Raw genomic sequence first — 15351 nt, forward strand, 5'->3', positions numbered from 1 at the left:
TCGAATGTTCCACTTGAATGTCCCCGGCTGTTTACCGTCGGCGTCGGTCGCCTTGGTGAGCTCGGCGTAGAGCGGGTGGCGGTCGTCGCCGTTGACGTCGGTCTTCGCCAGCAGGGGGAAGGTCACTCCGTAGGTCGTCGAGCAGAACGTCTGGATCTCTTCGGCGGTGCCTGGCTCCTGGCCCATGAATTGATTGCACGGGACGCCCACGACCGTCAGGCCGCGGTCGCCATACTCCTTGGCGAGCTTCTCCAATCCGGCGTACTGCGGGGTGAGTCCGCACTTGGAGGCGACGTTCACGACAAGCGTTGCGCCGCTGGATAGTTCGGCCAGCGTGGCCGGCTTGCCGTCGAGCGTGGTCAGGGGGATGTCTTTGATGGTCACGCCGGTGACGCTAACACTGCTCGGGTCCGCTACGCGGCCGGGCGTCGCGGTAAATTGCCCTATGCGGATTGTTCGCTTGTTCGGTGTGCTTTTAACGACCCTGACGACGCTGGCGACGGCATTGCTGCTGGCTATCCCGGTCGACGCGCAGCCGCCCGGCAAGCTCGCCGACCACATCACCGACAACAATCACGTGCTGACCGATTCCGGCCGGGCGGCGGTCAGCTCGGCGATCGACCGGCTCTACCGCGACCGGCACATTCAACTGTGGGTGGCCTACGTCGATAACTTCTCCCGGTTCAAACCGGAGAACTGGGCCGACCGCACCCGCAGCGCGAGCGGCATGGGTGACCACGACGCGCTGCTCGCCGTGGCCACCAACAGCAAGGCGTACACGTTCACCCTGCCGAAGGGCCTCAGCGCAGACGAGGTGAACAGCCTGCAGCGCAACCAGATTGAGCCCGCGGTGAACGCCAAAGACTGGACCGCAGCCGCGGTCGCCACCGCTGACGCGTTGAACACGTCAGCGAGCGCGCCATCGCGGAGCTGGCTGCCTGTTCTGATCGCAGTGGTCGCCGCCGTGCTGCTATTGGTCCTGATCCTCCTGCTGGTGCGAGCGCGCCGCCGCCGCCGGACGCCGGGCCGCGGTCCCGGCGACGCACACATCGAAGGTGCCGATCTTCCGCTCGACCAGGCGTTGGCCAGGGCGGATGCCCGACTCCACCAGATTTCCGACTACATCACCAGGCATCGCAAAAGTATCGGCGCCGAGGCTCAGAAGCAGTTCGACGAGGCGAAACGGCAGCTAGGGGCGGCGCACGACAAGCAAGGGGCCAACCCAGCCGACGCGATCGCTCATGCCAATGCGGCGTCGACGCTGGCCGCGAAGGCGCAGACGCTGGCGAACGCGGACGTGCTCAAGGCCCACCGCGGCAAGTAGCTGCCGTCAGTTGTATTTTGTGCTCCCCGCGATCGGATGCGTGGTGCTGATCAACTTGGCGATGCAATGGTCCCGGTCGAATCCCTTGCTCTTGCACCAGTTCAAAGCGCCTTGGGGATCGAGGAATGTGGTGCCGGCAATGGTCACCCAATAGTCCGGCTCGGAGAATGTCGACCAGTCGCCCGACCACAACAGCTTCGCGTTGTACAGCTGGCGCAGCCGCAGGTGCTCCTGCAGCGCCATCGCGTTGTCCCACCGGACGCCGCCTTCGATGGTGCCAGGGCGCTTGGAACTAAGTTGGGGAACCCAGCGGCCGACGGCCTGCGTCGCAACTACAGAGCGATCGTTGTTCACGTACTGCCGCAATTGCTGTTCGGCATCAGGCGCCGCCGCTGACGTGGTCGGTGGCACAGCCACCGTACGGGTGGTCGAGGGCGTCGTCGTTTGGTAGGTCGGCTCGGCGGCGGTCTCGTGCGTGGTCTGGTAGGTCGGGGGTCCGGGGGTGGGGTAGGCGACCGTCGTAGGAGACGGGTCGTTATCGGGCTTCTGGTTCGCCACGAATGCCACCACGAGAACGATGACGACGACCACGAGCGCCGCCGCGACTGCGATTAGCGTCGGCACCAGGTACTTGCGCGAGTCGTCATCGTGGTGCGGCGGAGCCGTTGGCGGGCTAGGGAAGTGGTAGTGCTGATGCCCGTCCGGGGGCGGATTGTGCGGCGCAAAAATCGTATCCGCGCTCGCCGCTGCCGATTGGCCCGCGGACAACGCTCGCTTGGCGGCCCGCGCCAGCGCGCCTGCGCTGCCATAGCGGTCGTCAGGATCCTTGGCCATACCCCGGGCGATCACCTCGTCGAGCGCAGCGGGTAGGCCCGGTCGCACTGCGCTCGGCCGTGGCGGCAGCGACGACAGGTGTCCGGCAATGACCTGTTGGTGGCCACCGGCGAACGGCTGATGACCGGTCAGTGCTTCGTAGAGCACGCACGCCAGCGCGTAGACATCGACCGCCGCGGTGGCAGGCTGATTGCTGTTCAGGCGTTCGGGTGCCATGTACGCGAAGCTGCCGACCTGGTAGCCCGTCATCGTCAGGTGCGTTTCGCCCCGCGCCTCGGCGATGCCGAAGTCGACCAGGTAGGCGAAATCGTCGGGCGTGACGATGATGTTCTGCGGTTTGACGTCGCGGTGGATCAACCCGTTGGCGTGCGCAGCGTCGAGTGCGGCGGCGACCTGGCGGATGATATCGATCGCCCGTTCGGGTGTGAGCGGCTGCCGTTCCAGAATCTCGTGCAGCGTCTGACCGTTGACCAGTCGCATGTCGATGTACAGCGTGTGGTCGATCTCGCCCCAGTCGTGGATCGGAATGACATGTGGCTCTTGCAGAATGGCCGCCGCGTGCGACTCGCGCAGGAAGCGCTCACGGAACGTGTCGTCATCCGCGAACTGCTCGGTGAGCACCTTCAGCGCCACGGCTCTGCGCTTGTCGGTGTCGAACGCCTCGTACACCTCGCCCATGCCACCCCTGCCGAGCAGCCGGCTCACCTCATATTTGCCGAACGTTCCGCCGACGAGCGATTTCATGCCATTTCCTCCTGTCGGTCAGTATGAGCCGGGGGTATGACACGCTGCAGGCGTTTGCCGAGGCGATTTGGTCACGGGGCGAAGACGAACCGTTGCGGCCCTGAGCCTTTCGTGACGGAAGTGACTGACGTGGGTCATGTGGCAGCAGGGACAATTACGGCTCGCGCGCCCCACTGATTCCGTGCCGCTTCCGCGCACCGCGCGGCACAGTCAAGTTAGCGAATGGCAACGGCACGTCGGGGTCGCAGAGGGCCGCACGCGCCGACGCGGACACCCCGCTCGCAAACGTGTCGAGCATTGCGCGTTCGGCGGCGTCGACCGATGCGCACCGCGCGTAGTGCACCCACAGCTGGTCTAGGTTGGCCAGGGTCTTCAGCGGCCAACCGCCGGCATGAGGTTTGCGGGCGCCGAGCGGCGTCTTGTAGTACTGCCGCACCCGCTTGGCAACTGATGTCCCCGCCAGCCCGATGTACAGAACCGTCTCGTCGGCCAGCCACATCGAAGCAAGGCGGTCGGCGAGCGTGACAGTATCGGGGCGCCGGCCGTCCAGCAGGAGCTCGGGGCGGACGTCGAGCAACTGCTGCACAGCGGCGGCTGAAACCGGGCAAACCGGCTGTGTAACAATCTCATTCGGCGCTTCGGCGAGCGCGACAAGGTATACGCCTGGTCCATCGAGCTGCACCCGTTGGTGCCATCGAGCCGCTCCGGCCCAGCTGAGTTGGACAGCCCGCAAAAGACTTTCGACGGTTGACGGCATGCCTATGGGCCAGCCGCCTGGCGTCGATTCACGGCACCAACGATACCGTCACGGTTGATAGAAGCGAGCGCACTCCGGTGTCCACAGAACGCCGCTTTCTCGTTGCGCCTTGCAGTACGCGATCATGTCCTCGACGGCGCCGGGTTCATCTTCTCCGCAAGTGTGATTCAGCAAGCATGGGTCTTCTGGTGTAGCAGTAACCGAAGCAGGCTGGTTGGTAAAGGTATCGGCCGCACCGGCACCGATGCTGACCGCCAAGCCAGCGGACACAGCGAGCACCCAGATTAACCGCGTTGAACGGCGTGCGATGCCAGTCCGGGATGCCGTACATGCCGACAATTGTTTGATCATCTACCACTCCTTTCATAGCTGGCGGCTCATTATGGCAAGTAATCCGGGTTGTCGCCTGTTGAGAGATACCGGCGGTCGCGCGTTGGCAGCCAGCCAACTGGTCAGTATGCCGAAAATTCGTGAATTACCTTGCAGCACAAACCTACTCAAAGCGTAATCGACTCGACGCCGGTCCGGTTGCGGGATCGACGATCCCGGGGGCGGTCAGCTTGCCGAGTGTCAACTGTGGTGCCGACGCGGGCAGTTGCCGGTGTGTACGGTTAGCTGCGTCAGCCCGCGACTGCGGCCGCGCTTTCCGGGCTCGACGCCAAATCGGCGGGTGGGTCTTCGACGCGGTGCCTACCGTAGACGAACTCGAATATCGGCGTAGCCATCAACGTCGTCACGATGGCTACCAACACCAGGATGGTGAAAAGCGTCGGGGTGATGATGCCCGCTTGCAACCCGATGTTGAGGAGGATGAGTTCGATCAGTCCGCGCGCGTTCATCAGCGACCCGAGAGCGACCGATTCGCGGAACGGAACCTTCTTCAGGCGCGCCGCCAGCGTGCAGGCGACGCCCTTGCCGGCGATCGAGACAACGAGTATTCCCGCGGTCACCGCCCACAATGTCGGACTGTTCAGCAAGCCGATCTGGGTGTTCAACCCCGAGTAGACGAAGAACAACGGCAACAGAAAAGTCGTGACGAGGGGCTCCAATTTGGCGGTGAGCTGTTCGGCGAAAAAGCCCGACGGCATCGCGACGCCGAGGATGAACGAGCCGAAGATCGCATAGATGCCGATGGTGTCCGTGAACCACGCGCAGGTCATGAGCAGAATGAGCACGGTGCTGAGCACCGCCGGGGTGATCGCGTTGCGTCGTTCGGAAATCGTGCCTAGGACATTTAACGGCTTTCGCCCGAGCGTCAACAGCAGGACGCTGTATACAAGCCCACCCACAATCGCGGTGGCGGCCAGGGCGGGATTACCCCGGTGGATTGCCAGCACTATCGCCAGGATGCACCAGGACAGCGCATCGTCAGCCGCACCGCACGCCAACGCGAGCGTGCCCAACGGTGTTCCGGATAGCCGTTGTTCGAAAATGATCCGGGCCAGCATCGGAAACGCGGTGGTCGCGATCGATGCCCCGAGGAACATCATTGCCATGACGAGTGTGACGCTCTTGTCGAAATAGGTGCCGGCCGACAATAGCGGCACAGCCAACAGCGCCCCTAGCGCAAGCGGCGTGACAATGCCGGCAGTCGAGACGGCGACGGCCGTACCCGCGCGATGCTTGATCAGGTTGACATCGAAGTTCAGCCCGATGAGGAACATGTAGAGCACCAGGCCGATCTGCGCGGCGGTGTACAAGACGGTGTTCGCCTGTCCCGGCGGAAACAACTGGTGCTGGATGTCTGGCGCGAAGCGGCCCAGCAGCGAGGGGCCCAACAGCACGCCGGCAATCATCTCGCCGACAACCTGCGGTTGTCCGACACGCTTGGCCAGAAACCCGACCAGGCGGCACGCCCCGAGGATCACAGCCAGCTCGAGGAAGAAATGAACAGCGGTTGCTGCGGGCATGCTGCGGTCCTCAGGTTCGATGTTCGGCTAAAGGGGGGTATCACCGGCTTCTCGGACGTCCTTGCCACCGGTCTTGGTCCTAGCCTCGCCGCTTGCTGGAGATCATTTCGTGTAATCTACTTAAATATTAAGTAACTGTGCTAATCCAGAGCGCGAGGGGGATCTGTGGACGTAAGAGCGCAGCTCTCGGCGCTGAGCCTGGAAGCCAGGCAGACGCTTGCTCAACGGATAAAAGCGCAGTTGGCGGAGTCTGACGGTGCCGAGCACGACGTCGCCATCGTCGGTGGTGGCGTGGCTGCGTTGACCCTGGCTTTGGAGATCTCGTCGGCGCGACCGCAAACTCGACTGCTCATCGTCGAGCCCAACCCGCGTCCGGTACCGGAGATCACGCACACCGTTGGGGAGTCGACAGTCGAGATTTCCGCGCACTACCTGCGCGATCGGCTGGGACTGAAAGACCATCTGCACAACGCGCAGCTTCGCAAGATGGGGCTACGGATGTTTTTCTCCCACGAAGGGAACACCGATATCGCCCAGCGCTTGGAGCTCGGCAGCTCCACCTTCACAAAACAGGTGACCTATCAGATCGACCGCGGCAGATTAGAGAACGAACTCAATGAGCGTTGCCTCGCCGCCGGCGTCACAATCGTCTCCGGACGGGTGCGATCAGTCGACTTCGGCCAGGGAACCCGTCCCCACACCATTACCCTGCAAAGCGGCGACGCCACCACCCACACCACCGCCCGTTGGGTGGTTGACGCATCGGGGCGAAACCGTGCTCTGCCGCGCCAGCTGGAGCTCAAGCGCTCCAACGACCACAACTGCAATGCCGTCTGGTTTCGAGTCGCGACGGATATCGACGTCGGGCAGTGGAGCGATGACCCGGCCTGGGAAGCGCGCCTGGCCGAGGGCGACCGGTCGCTGTCCACCAATCACTTGATGGGCCAAGGATATTGGGTTTGGCTTATCCGCCTGGCCTCCGGCGCCACAAGCGTAGGTATCGTCGCCGACCCCGCGTTCCATGCCTTCGAGGACTTCAACACTTTGGCCAGGGCCAAATCATGGCTGTGGGAGCATGAACCGCAATGCGCCACGGTGGTGGCCGAGCATGACCACCTGATCAAAGACTTCCGGGTGATGAAGAATTACAGCCACGGCGTCGCGAAGGTGTATGACGGTCGTGAGCGGTGGTGTGTCACGGGTGACGCAGCGGTCTTTCTGGACCCGTTGTACTCGTCCGGTCTGGATCTGATCGCGATCGGCAACGGCCTCATCACCGACATGATCAGCCGCGAACTCGACGGCGAAGACGTGGCCGCGCGATCAGGGATAAGCGACTCGCTGTTTCGTTCGCTCACCGATATGTGGCTCGCCGTGTACTGCCACCAGTACGTCTTGATGGGCTCGCCGGCGGTGATGTCTGCGAAGGTCATCTGGGACATCGCCTTCTACTGGGGATTTCTGGGGTTGCTGTACAGCAACGGCCGGTTCGTCAGTGTCGCCGACGATCCTGGCGTGGTGCCGCACCTGGAGGGACTCATCGCACTGAGTAACCGGATGCAGAAGTTCTTCCGCGAGTGGGCAGCGGTCGAGAGTTCCCGCCCCTCAGCAGGTTTCGTCGACCTGTACTCACCGCTGAACTTCATGGTGCAGTTGCACGCCGTGATGATCGGTACGGCTTCCGACTTCACCGCCCAGTTCCATGCCAACGCCCGACTGCTGCGACAGATCGCGGGACAGTTGGCCGAGACCGTGATCGCCGAGAAACGGAACAGGTTCTCCGACGACGATGTCATGCGCCAGGTGCAGGCCTGGCAACGTGATTCGTTCTTGCAAGAACTCCGATCCATCTACCGCCGGGAACAGACCACCAACCCGATCAGCCACCACTGGATCGTCGACAGCACCGCTCCTGCACTCAGTTGAGACACCAGGATTCACGCGACATGGCGCCGGGGAACGCAACAGCTTGTTGAGAAAGGGATGAGCATGCAGGCCGAGCAGGACGCTCGAAAACCTCTGGCCATCGTCGGGATCGGCTGCCGCTTCCCGGGCAGCGCCAACTCCCCAGCACAATACTGGAGTCTGCTGCGCGACGCCACCGACGCCACCGGCGAAGTTCCCGAAACGCGTTGGAACACAGCCAGATATTACGACCCGAATCCCGCGAAAGCCGGGAAGATGGTCACTCGACGGGGTGGATTCCTCGACGAGATCGACAAGTTTGACCCGCAGTTCTTCGGTATCTCACCGCGCGAGGCAAACCTACTGGACCCGCAACAGCGGTTGATGCTGATGACCACCTGGGAGGCGCTCGAAGACGGCGGCATCCCGGCGGAAGCGCTGGCCGGCACCGATGTCGGCGTCTTCATCGGTGGCTTCACGCTGGACTACCAACTTCTGCAGAACCGGGGCCGCTCCAGTCGTTACCGATTCAAGACCCATTCCGCCACCGGAATGATGATGACGATGCTGGCCAACCGGATCTCCTACACGTTCGACTTCCGCGGACCCAGCATGACCATCGACACCGCGTGCTCGAGCTCGCTCGTCGCGGTACACCTTGCGGCACTCAGCATTTGGAACGGCGAATGCGACCTCGCGCTCGCCGGCGGCGTCAACATCATGATCGGACCCAACACCGCAATCGCGGAATCCAAGAGCGGATTCCTCAGCCCCGACGGGCGCTGCAAGGCCTTTGACGCATCCGCCGACGGGTATGCACGCGGAGAAGGCGGCGCGGTTGTCGTGATCAAGTCTCTCGAGCGTGCACTCCAGGACGGCGACGAGATCTACGCGCAGATCCTCGGCAGCGCGGTATCCCAGGACGGTCACACCGACGGCATCACCGTGCCCAGCGAACAGGCTCAACAAGCAGCGATCAATACCGCCCTGCGCCGAGCCGGCGTCCACCCCAACGAAATCCGGTACGTCGAGGCGCACGGCACCGGAACCCCGGTAGGCGACCCCGTCGAATTGCGGGCTCTCGCGAATGCGCTCGCCACAGACCGGCCGGCGGCGCAACCACTGCTGATCGGATCGGTCAAGACCAACATCGGCCACCTGGAGGCCGGCGCTGGCGTCGCCGGATTGATCAAGACGGCGTTGGTGCTGCGGCACGGCTACATTCCGGCGAACCTGCATCTGAGGCAGCCGGGTAGCGGAATCACGTTGTCGGACATGAACATCGACATCCCGCGGGAGGGTCGCGCGTTTCCCGACTGCCCGCGACGCATCGCAGGGGTCAACTCGTTCGGCTTCGGCGGCACCAATGCTCACGTAGTGCTGGCCGAACCACCCGCCAAGGCAACCGAAACCGCTCCGAACGACCCGCCGCTGGCGATCCTGCCGATCTCGGCCCGCACCGAGGAGGCGCTTGCCGCGACGGCGCACAACCTGGCTCAGTATGTGGACACGCACCCGGACCTCACGTTGTCCGATCTGGGCTACACGCTCGGCCAGCGTCGCTCCCACCTGAACTATCGCCGCACCGTGGTGGTGCGCACCATCACCGACGCTCGCGACCAACTTCAGGCTCTCGCCGACGGTGGCCAGATATCAACGGGACGCAGCTACCCGACCGCGCCGAAGCTGGCGTTCGTCTGCACTGGCATGGGCCCGCAGTGGTGGAAGATGTGCCGGGGCCTGCTCGACGTGTTTCCGGTCTTCACCGAGAGCATCCGACGAACCGACCGTGCGTTCTTCCGCTATGCGGGCTGGTCGTTGCTCGAGGAACTGCGGGCCGACGCGACTTACTCCCGCATGGCGGAAACCGAGGTAGCGCAACCCGCTAACTTCGCGATTCAGATCGCGCTCGCCGCGCAACTCGAGCACTTCGGCATTCGGCCGGACGCGGTGATCGGCCACAGTGCCGGCGAAGTGGCGGCTCATCACCTCGCCGGGCTGCTGACCTTCGAACAAGCCATCGGAGTCATCTATCACCGAAGTCGGCTGCAACAGCGCACCACCGGTCTGGGCCGCATGCTCGCCGTCGGCCTCGGCGCCGATTCGCTACTGGAAGCTCTTGACGACAAGGCGCGTCATGAAATTGGTCGGCGGGTGTCCATCGCGGCGATCAACAGCCCGTCGGCGGTGACCATCGCCGGAGACAGCGACGTTCTCGACGACATCGCCGCGCAGCTGCATGATGCCGAGGTCTTCAACCGGTTCCTCGCCGTAGAGGTCCCGTACCACACCCACTACATGGACCTGGTTAGAGACGACCTCAGTAGCGCTCTCGACGGGTTGTCATCCAATCCCGCCAGCATTCCGCTGTATTCAACGGTCACCGGTGAACGGCTGGACGGATACGCTGCGGGCGCCGCCTACTGGTGGCAGAACATCCGCGCCACAGTCCTCTTCGAATCCGCCATCCGCCGGATGCTCGATGACGGATATACGCACTTCGTCGAGCTCGGTCCGCATCCGGTGCTGGCGCCGGCGATTATCGAGACCGCGGCGACGCAGGCATCCGACCAGAAGCCGGACGTCGTCATCCTCGCCGCGCAACGCCGCGATGACGACGACGACCGCGCTCTCACCAATTGTCTTGGTGCACTGCAGTGTCACGGGCACGACATCGCATGGGAGGCGCTGTACCCACGAGCGGGCGCGCGACTGGTGAAGCTGCCGCTTTATCCATGGCAAGCTAAACGCTATTGGTATGAGACCCAGGAGGCGGCCGAAGAACTGCATTACCGGCCGGTGCATCCGCTGCTGGGGCAAGCGGTCGGTGGCGTGCATCCAACCTGGGAAATCGAGCTGAGCACGACCATCCTGCCGTTCCTCGCCGATCACCAGGTGCAGGGCAGCACGGTGGTTCCAGGGGCGGTGTACATCGAGATGGCCTTGGCCGCTGCCAAGGAAGCGTACGGATCGACAGACCACGGTGTGCGGAACCTGGCGCTCAAGCGGGCCGTGGTGCTCGGCGAAGCGTGTGATCCCGTCCTTCGCACCACGCTAGACGAAGAGACGGGGGCGCTGGAGTTCGCCGCATGCACGGCAACCGCCGACGGAAACCTGAAGTGGGCGATCACCGCGACCGCCGAACTGACCACGCTGCCCCCGTCGCCCGGCCGTCGCGACAACCAGCACGACGCGGAGCCCACCACCACACTCAGCGGCGACGACTTCTACGAGCGCACCCAAACCATCGGCTTCTCCTACGGTGACGCATTCCAGACCGTTCGGAAGCTCACCTCCGGGGATCGCTGGGCGGCGGCGCAGATCGCCATTCCGACCCCGATCGCCGACGAACTTCACTGGTACCGATTCCACCCCGCCCTCGTCGACGGTGCTTTCCAAACATTGTTCGGCGCCAATCTGGAGGGACAGGGCACTGACGAAAGCCCTTACCTGCCCACCCGAATCCGCCATAGCGCCATCTACCTTCCGCCGCAGGACAATATGACCGCTCACGTCCGGGTCGTGTCGGCCGGCAAAGAAGAGATCACCAGCGACATCACCATCACCGACGACCTCGGCGAACCGCTCGCCGTCTTCAACGGCTTCACGGTGCAATCCCTCAACGCCTCGTCCCGCATGTCGCCCGAACGCATCGACAAGGGGCTTTACCAGATTCAGTGGGTCGCCGACCAGGAGGTGCAGCACGAACAGCCGGAGGCCCCGGTGATGACGCGTCATTCGTCGTGGCTTGTCTTCGCCGACACCCCGGGTGCCGGAACGGCGGTCGTCGAACAGCTGCGCAGTCGCGGCCAGCGTGCCCACGCGGTGCTGCGCAAACCGGTCAGTGAAATGACCAGCGTCGACGGTGGGTACGCGGTGGACCCCCGGTGTCCCGAGCAGTTGGCTACGTTGCTGACCGCACACCTGGCCGCCGAAGGCGACCTCACTGGCATCGTCAATTGTTGGCCGCTCGACATTGCCGCCGAAAACGACTGGCAGCCGGGCGTATTCGGCATTCTCCATCTCGTCAAAGCCCTCGCGGCCCAGGACAGCGTGCGGCCGCGCCTCTACTTTGTCACCGCCAACGCCCAACCGGCGCCAGGAACCCACAAGCTGGCCGTCGAACAGGCCACCATCTGGGGGTTGGGCCGGGTCATCGGTCACCAGGAGCTCGTCGGGCAATGGGGTGGCCTCATCGACATCGACGATGCGGCGGACCAGGTCAATATCGCGGCGCGAATCTGCGACCATATCCTTGCCGGTGGGTCCGAGGATCAAATCGCCATCCGCGGTGACACCACCTACGTGCCGCGTCTCCGCTTGTGCAGCAACCTGACCCGTCCTTTTCCCACCAAACTCACCGCCGACGCCACCTACGTCGTTACCGGCGGATCCGGTGCGCTCGGGCGGGTGGTGGCCACCTACCTCGCCGAACGAGGCGCGCGCCACATCACGCTGCTCAGCCGCACCGAGATGCCCCCTCGGAGCGAATGGTCGAAACTCGACGAGGCCAACCCGCACCGTGCGGCCGTCGACACTATCCGTGACATCGAACGCCTGGGTGCCCAGGTGACGACGGCCAGCGTCGACATCACCGACATCGACCAGGTCCGGTCGTGGCAGGCCAGGCACACCCTCAACGGAGGACGACCGATCCGCGGCATCATCCACGCCGCCGGTTCCGTTGCAGACCAGCTGCTCGTCAATATGACCGAGGTCGATTTCGCCAAGGTGATGTCGCCTAAGGTCACCGGCACTCGTGTGCTACACAAGGCATTTGACGGTCAGCAGCTGGAATTCTTCGTGATGTTTGGATCCGCGGGATCCGTCATCGCCTCACCGGGCCAAGGCAACTACGCCGCGGCGAACGCATTCCTCGACGCCTTCGCGCACTACCGGCAGGCACGCGGGCTGCCCGCGCTCACCATCGGATGGGGTCCGTGGTCGGTGGGAATGGTGGAGGAACTCAAGCTGGAAAAGATTTACGCGCAGCGGGGCATCGAGCTCATCACGCCCGGAGCGGGTGCCCGTATCCTCGATCGGCTCATCAACCAGAAGACCGCCAATGTTGTTGCCATAACCGCCGACTGGGCGCGCGCACGCAGTGCAGGCCTCAGCGGTCAGCTACCCCGGATGTTCGCCGAGCTGGGATCGGGTGACAGTTCATCCGATGAAGAGGATTCGGGGTCGTCGATAGTCAACCTGCTCGCGGGCGTTCCGGAAGCCGACCGGTTGGCGGTGGTCGCGGGTCGGGTGGGGGAAATCGTCTCGGCCGTCTTCGATCTCGCCGTCGGCGACATCGGGTTCGACGACATCCTCAACGATGTCGGGTTGGACTCTATGATGGCCATGGATTTCCGGGTTCGGGTCTCTTCGATGTTCGCGATCGATCTGCCGGTGCTAGAAATACTGCGTGGTGTCAGCGTGAATTCGCTGGCCGTGCGGATACTCGGCGAGCTTCAACTGCCGGGTGCCGATGCCGCCGAAGCCACCGAGATCACCCCGCCGGCAAGCGAACCGGTCGCCGCCGACGACGTCGACCGGCTTATCGAACAGTTATCCGAAGCCGACCTGCGGCAATTGCTCGCCGAACTGGACAGCCAACCGGGTCCGGAGGCAGGGGAGCAGTCGTGGCAGTGAGCACCGCCGAATCAGCGGTGCACGTGCGTGCCTTATCCAAGGCGTACGGCCGTTTGCAAGCGGTGCAGCAGCTGGATCTCGACGTCGGGTACGGCGAAATCTTCGCGATCCTTGGACCGAACGGCGCCGGCAAGTCCACCACGATAGAAATTCTGGAAGGCCACCGCACACGCGACTCCGGCCAGGTTCGAGTGCTGGGGGAGGACCCCGGGACCGCTGGTAGGGCGTGGCGCGCCAAGATCGGCATAGTGCTTCAGGAAGCCAGCGACGCCGGGATGCTCACGGTGTCGGAAACCGCGCGAATGTTCGCGAAATGCTATGGGAGAGCCCGCGGTTGCGATGAGGTGCTCGACATCGTCGGGCTGGGCTCGTCCGCCGCGTCGAAAGTTCGCACGTTGTCTGGTGGACAGCGCCGCCGGCTCGACGTTGCGCTCGGCATCATCGGCATGCCCGAGGTGCTCTTCCTCGACGAACCGACCACCGGGTTCGATCCTGAAGCGCGACGCCAATTCTGGGATCTCATCCGGCTTTTGGCGAAAGACGGCACCACCATCCTGCTGACGACCCACTACTTGGAGGAGGCCGCGACGCTCGCCGACCGGGTAGCGGTGATCGCCGGCGGCCGGGTGGTGGCGGTCGATTCGCCGGCGAAGTTGACCAGCTATGTGAATTCGGCCGCGACGGTCCGGTGGCTGGAAGGGGACCAGGTGCGGATGGAGCACACGCATTACCCGACCGAGTTCATCAGGCGGCGGTCCCAGGATGGCACGGAGCTACGCCAGCTTACTGTCTCTCGGCCCACGCTCGAGGACGCCTATCTGCAGCTGATCGGCGATGCCTGATGGCGACTGACTACGCGAGCAGCGCCCCACCGAAGCGACACCGCGCCACAGCGTCGGGGTCCGAGCTGCCCACTGCGCTGCGGATCGGTTTGTCCCGGGTGGTCCCGGAGCTGAAGATGTTTTACCGCCGACCGGAACAGCTGGCGTTGACCTTCTCGATGCCGGCGGTGATCTGCATTCTGCTTGGCTCGATCTTCTCCTCGAAACTGCCCAATAGCGACACCAGCACCGGAGCCGTGATCGCGGCGAGCATGCTCGCCTACGGGATTCTCTCCACGTCGTTCATCAATCTCGGCATCAGCATCGCAGCCGACCGCGACACCGGCGCCTTGCGACGTCTTCGGGGGACCCCTACGACGGCAACGTCGTATTTCGTCGGGAAGATCCTGTTGGTTGCCATCGTCAGCCTCGCCGAGGCCGTTGTGCTGCTGGCCGTCGGAGTGCTCATTTTCAAGCTTCGGTTGCCGACAACCGTGTTCGGCTGGTTCACGCTGACCTGGGTGTTCATCCTGGGCATCGTCAGCTGCTCACTGCTGGGCATATTCATCAGCAACCTCGCGAGCAACGCAGTGTCGGCGGCGGTGCTGACCAATGGTCCAGCGGTGGGTCTGCAATTCGTATCGGGTACCTACGTCCCGCTGATGGCGTTGCCCACTTGGATGCTGACCATCGGTTCCATCTTCCCGGTGAAGTGGATGGCGCAGGGTTTTCGCTCGGTGCTGTTGCCGGCCGACATGGTCCTCATCGAACCGGCGGGCAGCTGGGAACGCTGGCAAATATTCTTTGTGCTGACCGCATGGAGCGTGGGCGGATTACTCGCCTGCCTCGCGGTCTTTCGCTGGTCCGACAAGAGATGAGAAGTGACTCCGTCCACCTAGTCGACTTCGCCAGGGGCCACGGGTGCATTGATGCTGGTGTTGTATTGCGGGCAGTACGCCAACGTCGCAGCGTTGACGACATTCAGCGCGGTGCGTTCGTCCTCAATGCTTGACCCGCTGGCCAACCCCAGCGCCGCTACGCCGTTCCCGGCAAGTACCAAACCGGCCGCCTGCAGGTCGGTTTGGCCTTGCGATCTGGCGGCGCACACCTGCTCCGCCAGCGGAATGACCTCCCGCGCGGCAGCCTCCGACGTGGGCGGCGTGAATACCCGCGTCATGTAATCGACGAAGAACGTTTCGCCGCTGCCCGGCCCCGGTTCCGCGTGAGCGGCGGGCGAGACCGCGATTGCCAGCGTCACGATTGCCGGCGTGACCCGAATTGCGAAGCCCGACACGTGTCCTCCCGCTGTCTGGTTGGTCAGCGGAGCTTACCGGTGAATCCCACCGCAACGGGGTCGACGCGCGAAAATTGTTTGCTGAGCTGCGGTCGGTGAGAATCGTCGGGGACGAGCGTAGG

11 protein-coding genes are annotated in these 15351 nt (G+C 63.8%); 5 read left to right on the top strand and 6 right to left on the bottom strand.

Annotated elements, in window-relative coordinates; translation table 11 throughout:
* Nucleotides 1-384 (bottom strand): glutathione peroxidase (locus BN972_RS14290; protein WP_080696844.1); only part of this gene is annotated, 384 nt, incomplete at its 3' end.
* 61 nt (nucleotides 385-445) lie between these two features.
* Between BN972_RS14290 and BN972_RS14295 the strand changes: the two genes are divergently transcribed.
* A complete protein-coding gene (locus BN972_RS14295; protein WP_036358982.1) occupies nucleotides 446-1324 on the top strand; it encodes a TPM domain-containing protein in 879 nt (292 codons plus the stop codon).
* A 6-nt stretch (nucleotides 1325-1330) separates the two neighbouring features.
* Here the strand turns inward: BN972_RS14295 and BN972_RS14300 are convergent, their stop codons facing one another.
* The 4 genes from BN972_RS14300 to BN972_RS14310 all read right to left on the bottom strand — a co-directional run bounded on the left by BN972_RS14300 (nucleotide 1331) and on the right by BN972_RS14310 (nucleotide 5569).
* The gene (locus BN972_RS14300; RefSeq protein ID WP_036358985.1) at nucleotides 1331-2902 is read right to left on the bottom strand and encodes a serine/threonine-protein kinase; all 1572 of its coding nucleotides are present in this window, start codon (nucleotides 2900-2902) and stop codon (nucleotides 1331-1333) included.
* 154 nt (nucleotides 2903-3056) lie between these two features.
* On the bottom strand, nucleotides 3057-3488 hold the full coding sequence (locus BN972_RS14305; protein WP_036358988.1) for a hypothetical protein: 432 nt from the start codon (nucleotides 3486-3488) through the stop codon (nucleotides 3057-3059).
* Nucleotides 3489-3707: 219 nt separating this feature from the next.
* On the bottom strand, nucleotides 3708-4010 hold the full coding sequence (locus BN972_RS29225) for a hypothetical protein (protein WP_142277063.1): 303 nt from the start codon (nucleotides 4008-4010) through the stop codon (nucleotides 3708-3710).
* Nucleotides 4011-4279: 269 nt separating this feature from the next.
* Nucleotides 4280-5569 (bottom strand): cation:proton antiporter, encoded by a 1290-nt coding sequence (locus BN972_RS14310; protein WP_051545456.1) that lies wholly within the window; start codon nucleotides 5567-5569, stop codon nucleotides 4280-4282.
* Nucleotides 5570-5734: 165 nt separating this feature from the next.
* On the opposite strand from BN972_RS14310, the gene BN972_RS14315 reads away from it, so the two are divergent.
* From BN972_RS14315 to BN972_RS14330, 4 genes are read left to right on the top strand one after another with little or no spacing between them, the layout of a single operon-like run.
* Nucleotides 5735-7495: an NAD(P)/FAD-dependent oxidoreductase gene (locus BN972_RS14315; RefSeq protein ID WP_051545458.1), complete on the top strand. Its 1761-nt coding sequence runs from the start codon at nucleotides 5735-5737 to the stop codon at nucleotides 7493-7495.
* 57 nt (nucleotides 7496-7552) lie between these two features.
* Nucleotides 7553-13114 (top strand): type I polyketide synthase, encoded by a 5562-nt coding sequence (locus BN972_RS14320; protein WP_051545460.1) that lies wholly within the window; start codon nucleotides 7553-7555, stop codon nucleotides 13112-13114.
* On the top strand, nucleotides 13105-13956 hold the full coding sequence (locus tag BN972_RS14325) for an ABC transporter ATP-binding protein (RefSeq protein ID WP_235192452.1): 852 nt from the start codon (nucleotides 13105-13107) through the stop codon (nucleotides 13954-13956). Before BN972_RS14320 ends, BN972_RS14325 begins: the two co-directional genes overlap by 10 nt.
* On the top strand, nucleotides 13956-14813 hold the full coding sequence (locus BN972_RS14330) for an ABC transporter permease (protein ID WP_036358992.1): 858 nt from the start codon (nucleotides 13956-13958) through the stop codon (nucleotides 14811-14813). The genes BN972_RS14325 and BN972_RS14330 overlap by 1 nt, the downstream gene beginning before the upstream one ends.
* Before the next feature lie 17 nt (nucleotides 14814-14830).
* Here BN972_RS14330 and BN972_RS14335 read toward each other — a convergent pair whose 3' ends face one another.
* Nucleotides 14831-15229 (bottom strand): DUF732 domain-containing protein, encoded by a 399-nt coding sequence (locus BN972_RS14335; RefSeq protein WP_036358994.1) that lies wholly within the window; start codon nucleotides 15227-15229, stop codon nucleotides 14831-14833.
* Nucleotides 15230-15351: the final 122 nt, after the last annotated feature.

The organism is Mycobacterium asiaticum DSM 44297 (assembly GCF_000613245.1).
GTDB classification, from domain to species: Bacteria; Actinomycetota; Actinomycetes; order Mycobacteriales; family Mycobacteriaceae; genus Mycobacterium; species Mycobacterium asiaticum.

Coding starts and splice junctions, on each gene's coding strand:
- BN972_RS14320 (WP_051545460.1), top strand. CDS start 7,553: ATGAGCATGCAGGCCGAGCAGGACGCTCGAAAACCTCTGGCCATCGTC.
- BN972_RS14330 (WP_036358992.1), top strand. CDS start 13,956: ATGGCGACTGACTACGCGAGCAGCGCCCCACCGAAGCGACACCGCGCC.
- BN972_RS29225 (WP_142277063.1), bottom strand. CDS start 4,010: ATGATCAAACAATTGTCGGCATGTACGGCATCCCGGACTGGCATCGCA.
- BN972_RS14295 (WP_036358982.1), top strand. CDS start 446: ATGCGGATTGTTCGCTTGTTCGGTGTGCTTTTAACGACCCTGACGACG.
- BN972_RS14310 (WP_051545456.1), bottom strand. CDS start 5,569: ATGCCCGCAGCAACCGCTGTTCATTTCTTCCTCGAGCTGGCTGTGATC.
- BN972_RS14300 (WP_036358985.1), bottom strand. CDS start 2,902: ATGAAATCGCTCGTCGGCGGAACGTTCGGCAAATATGAGGTGAGCCGG.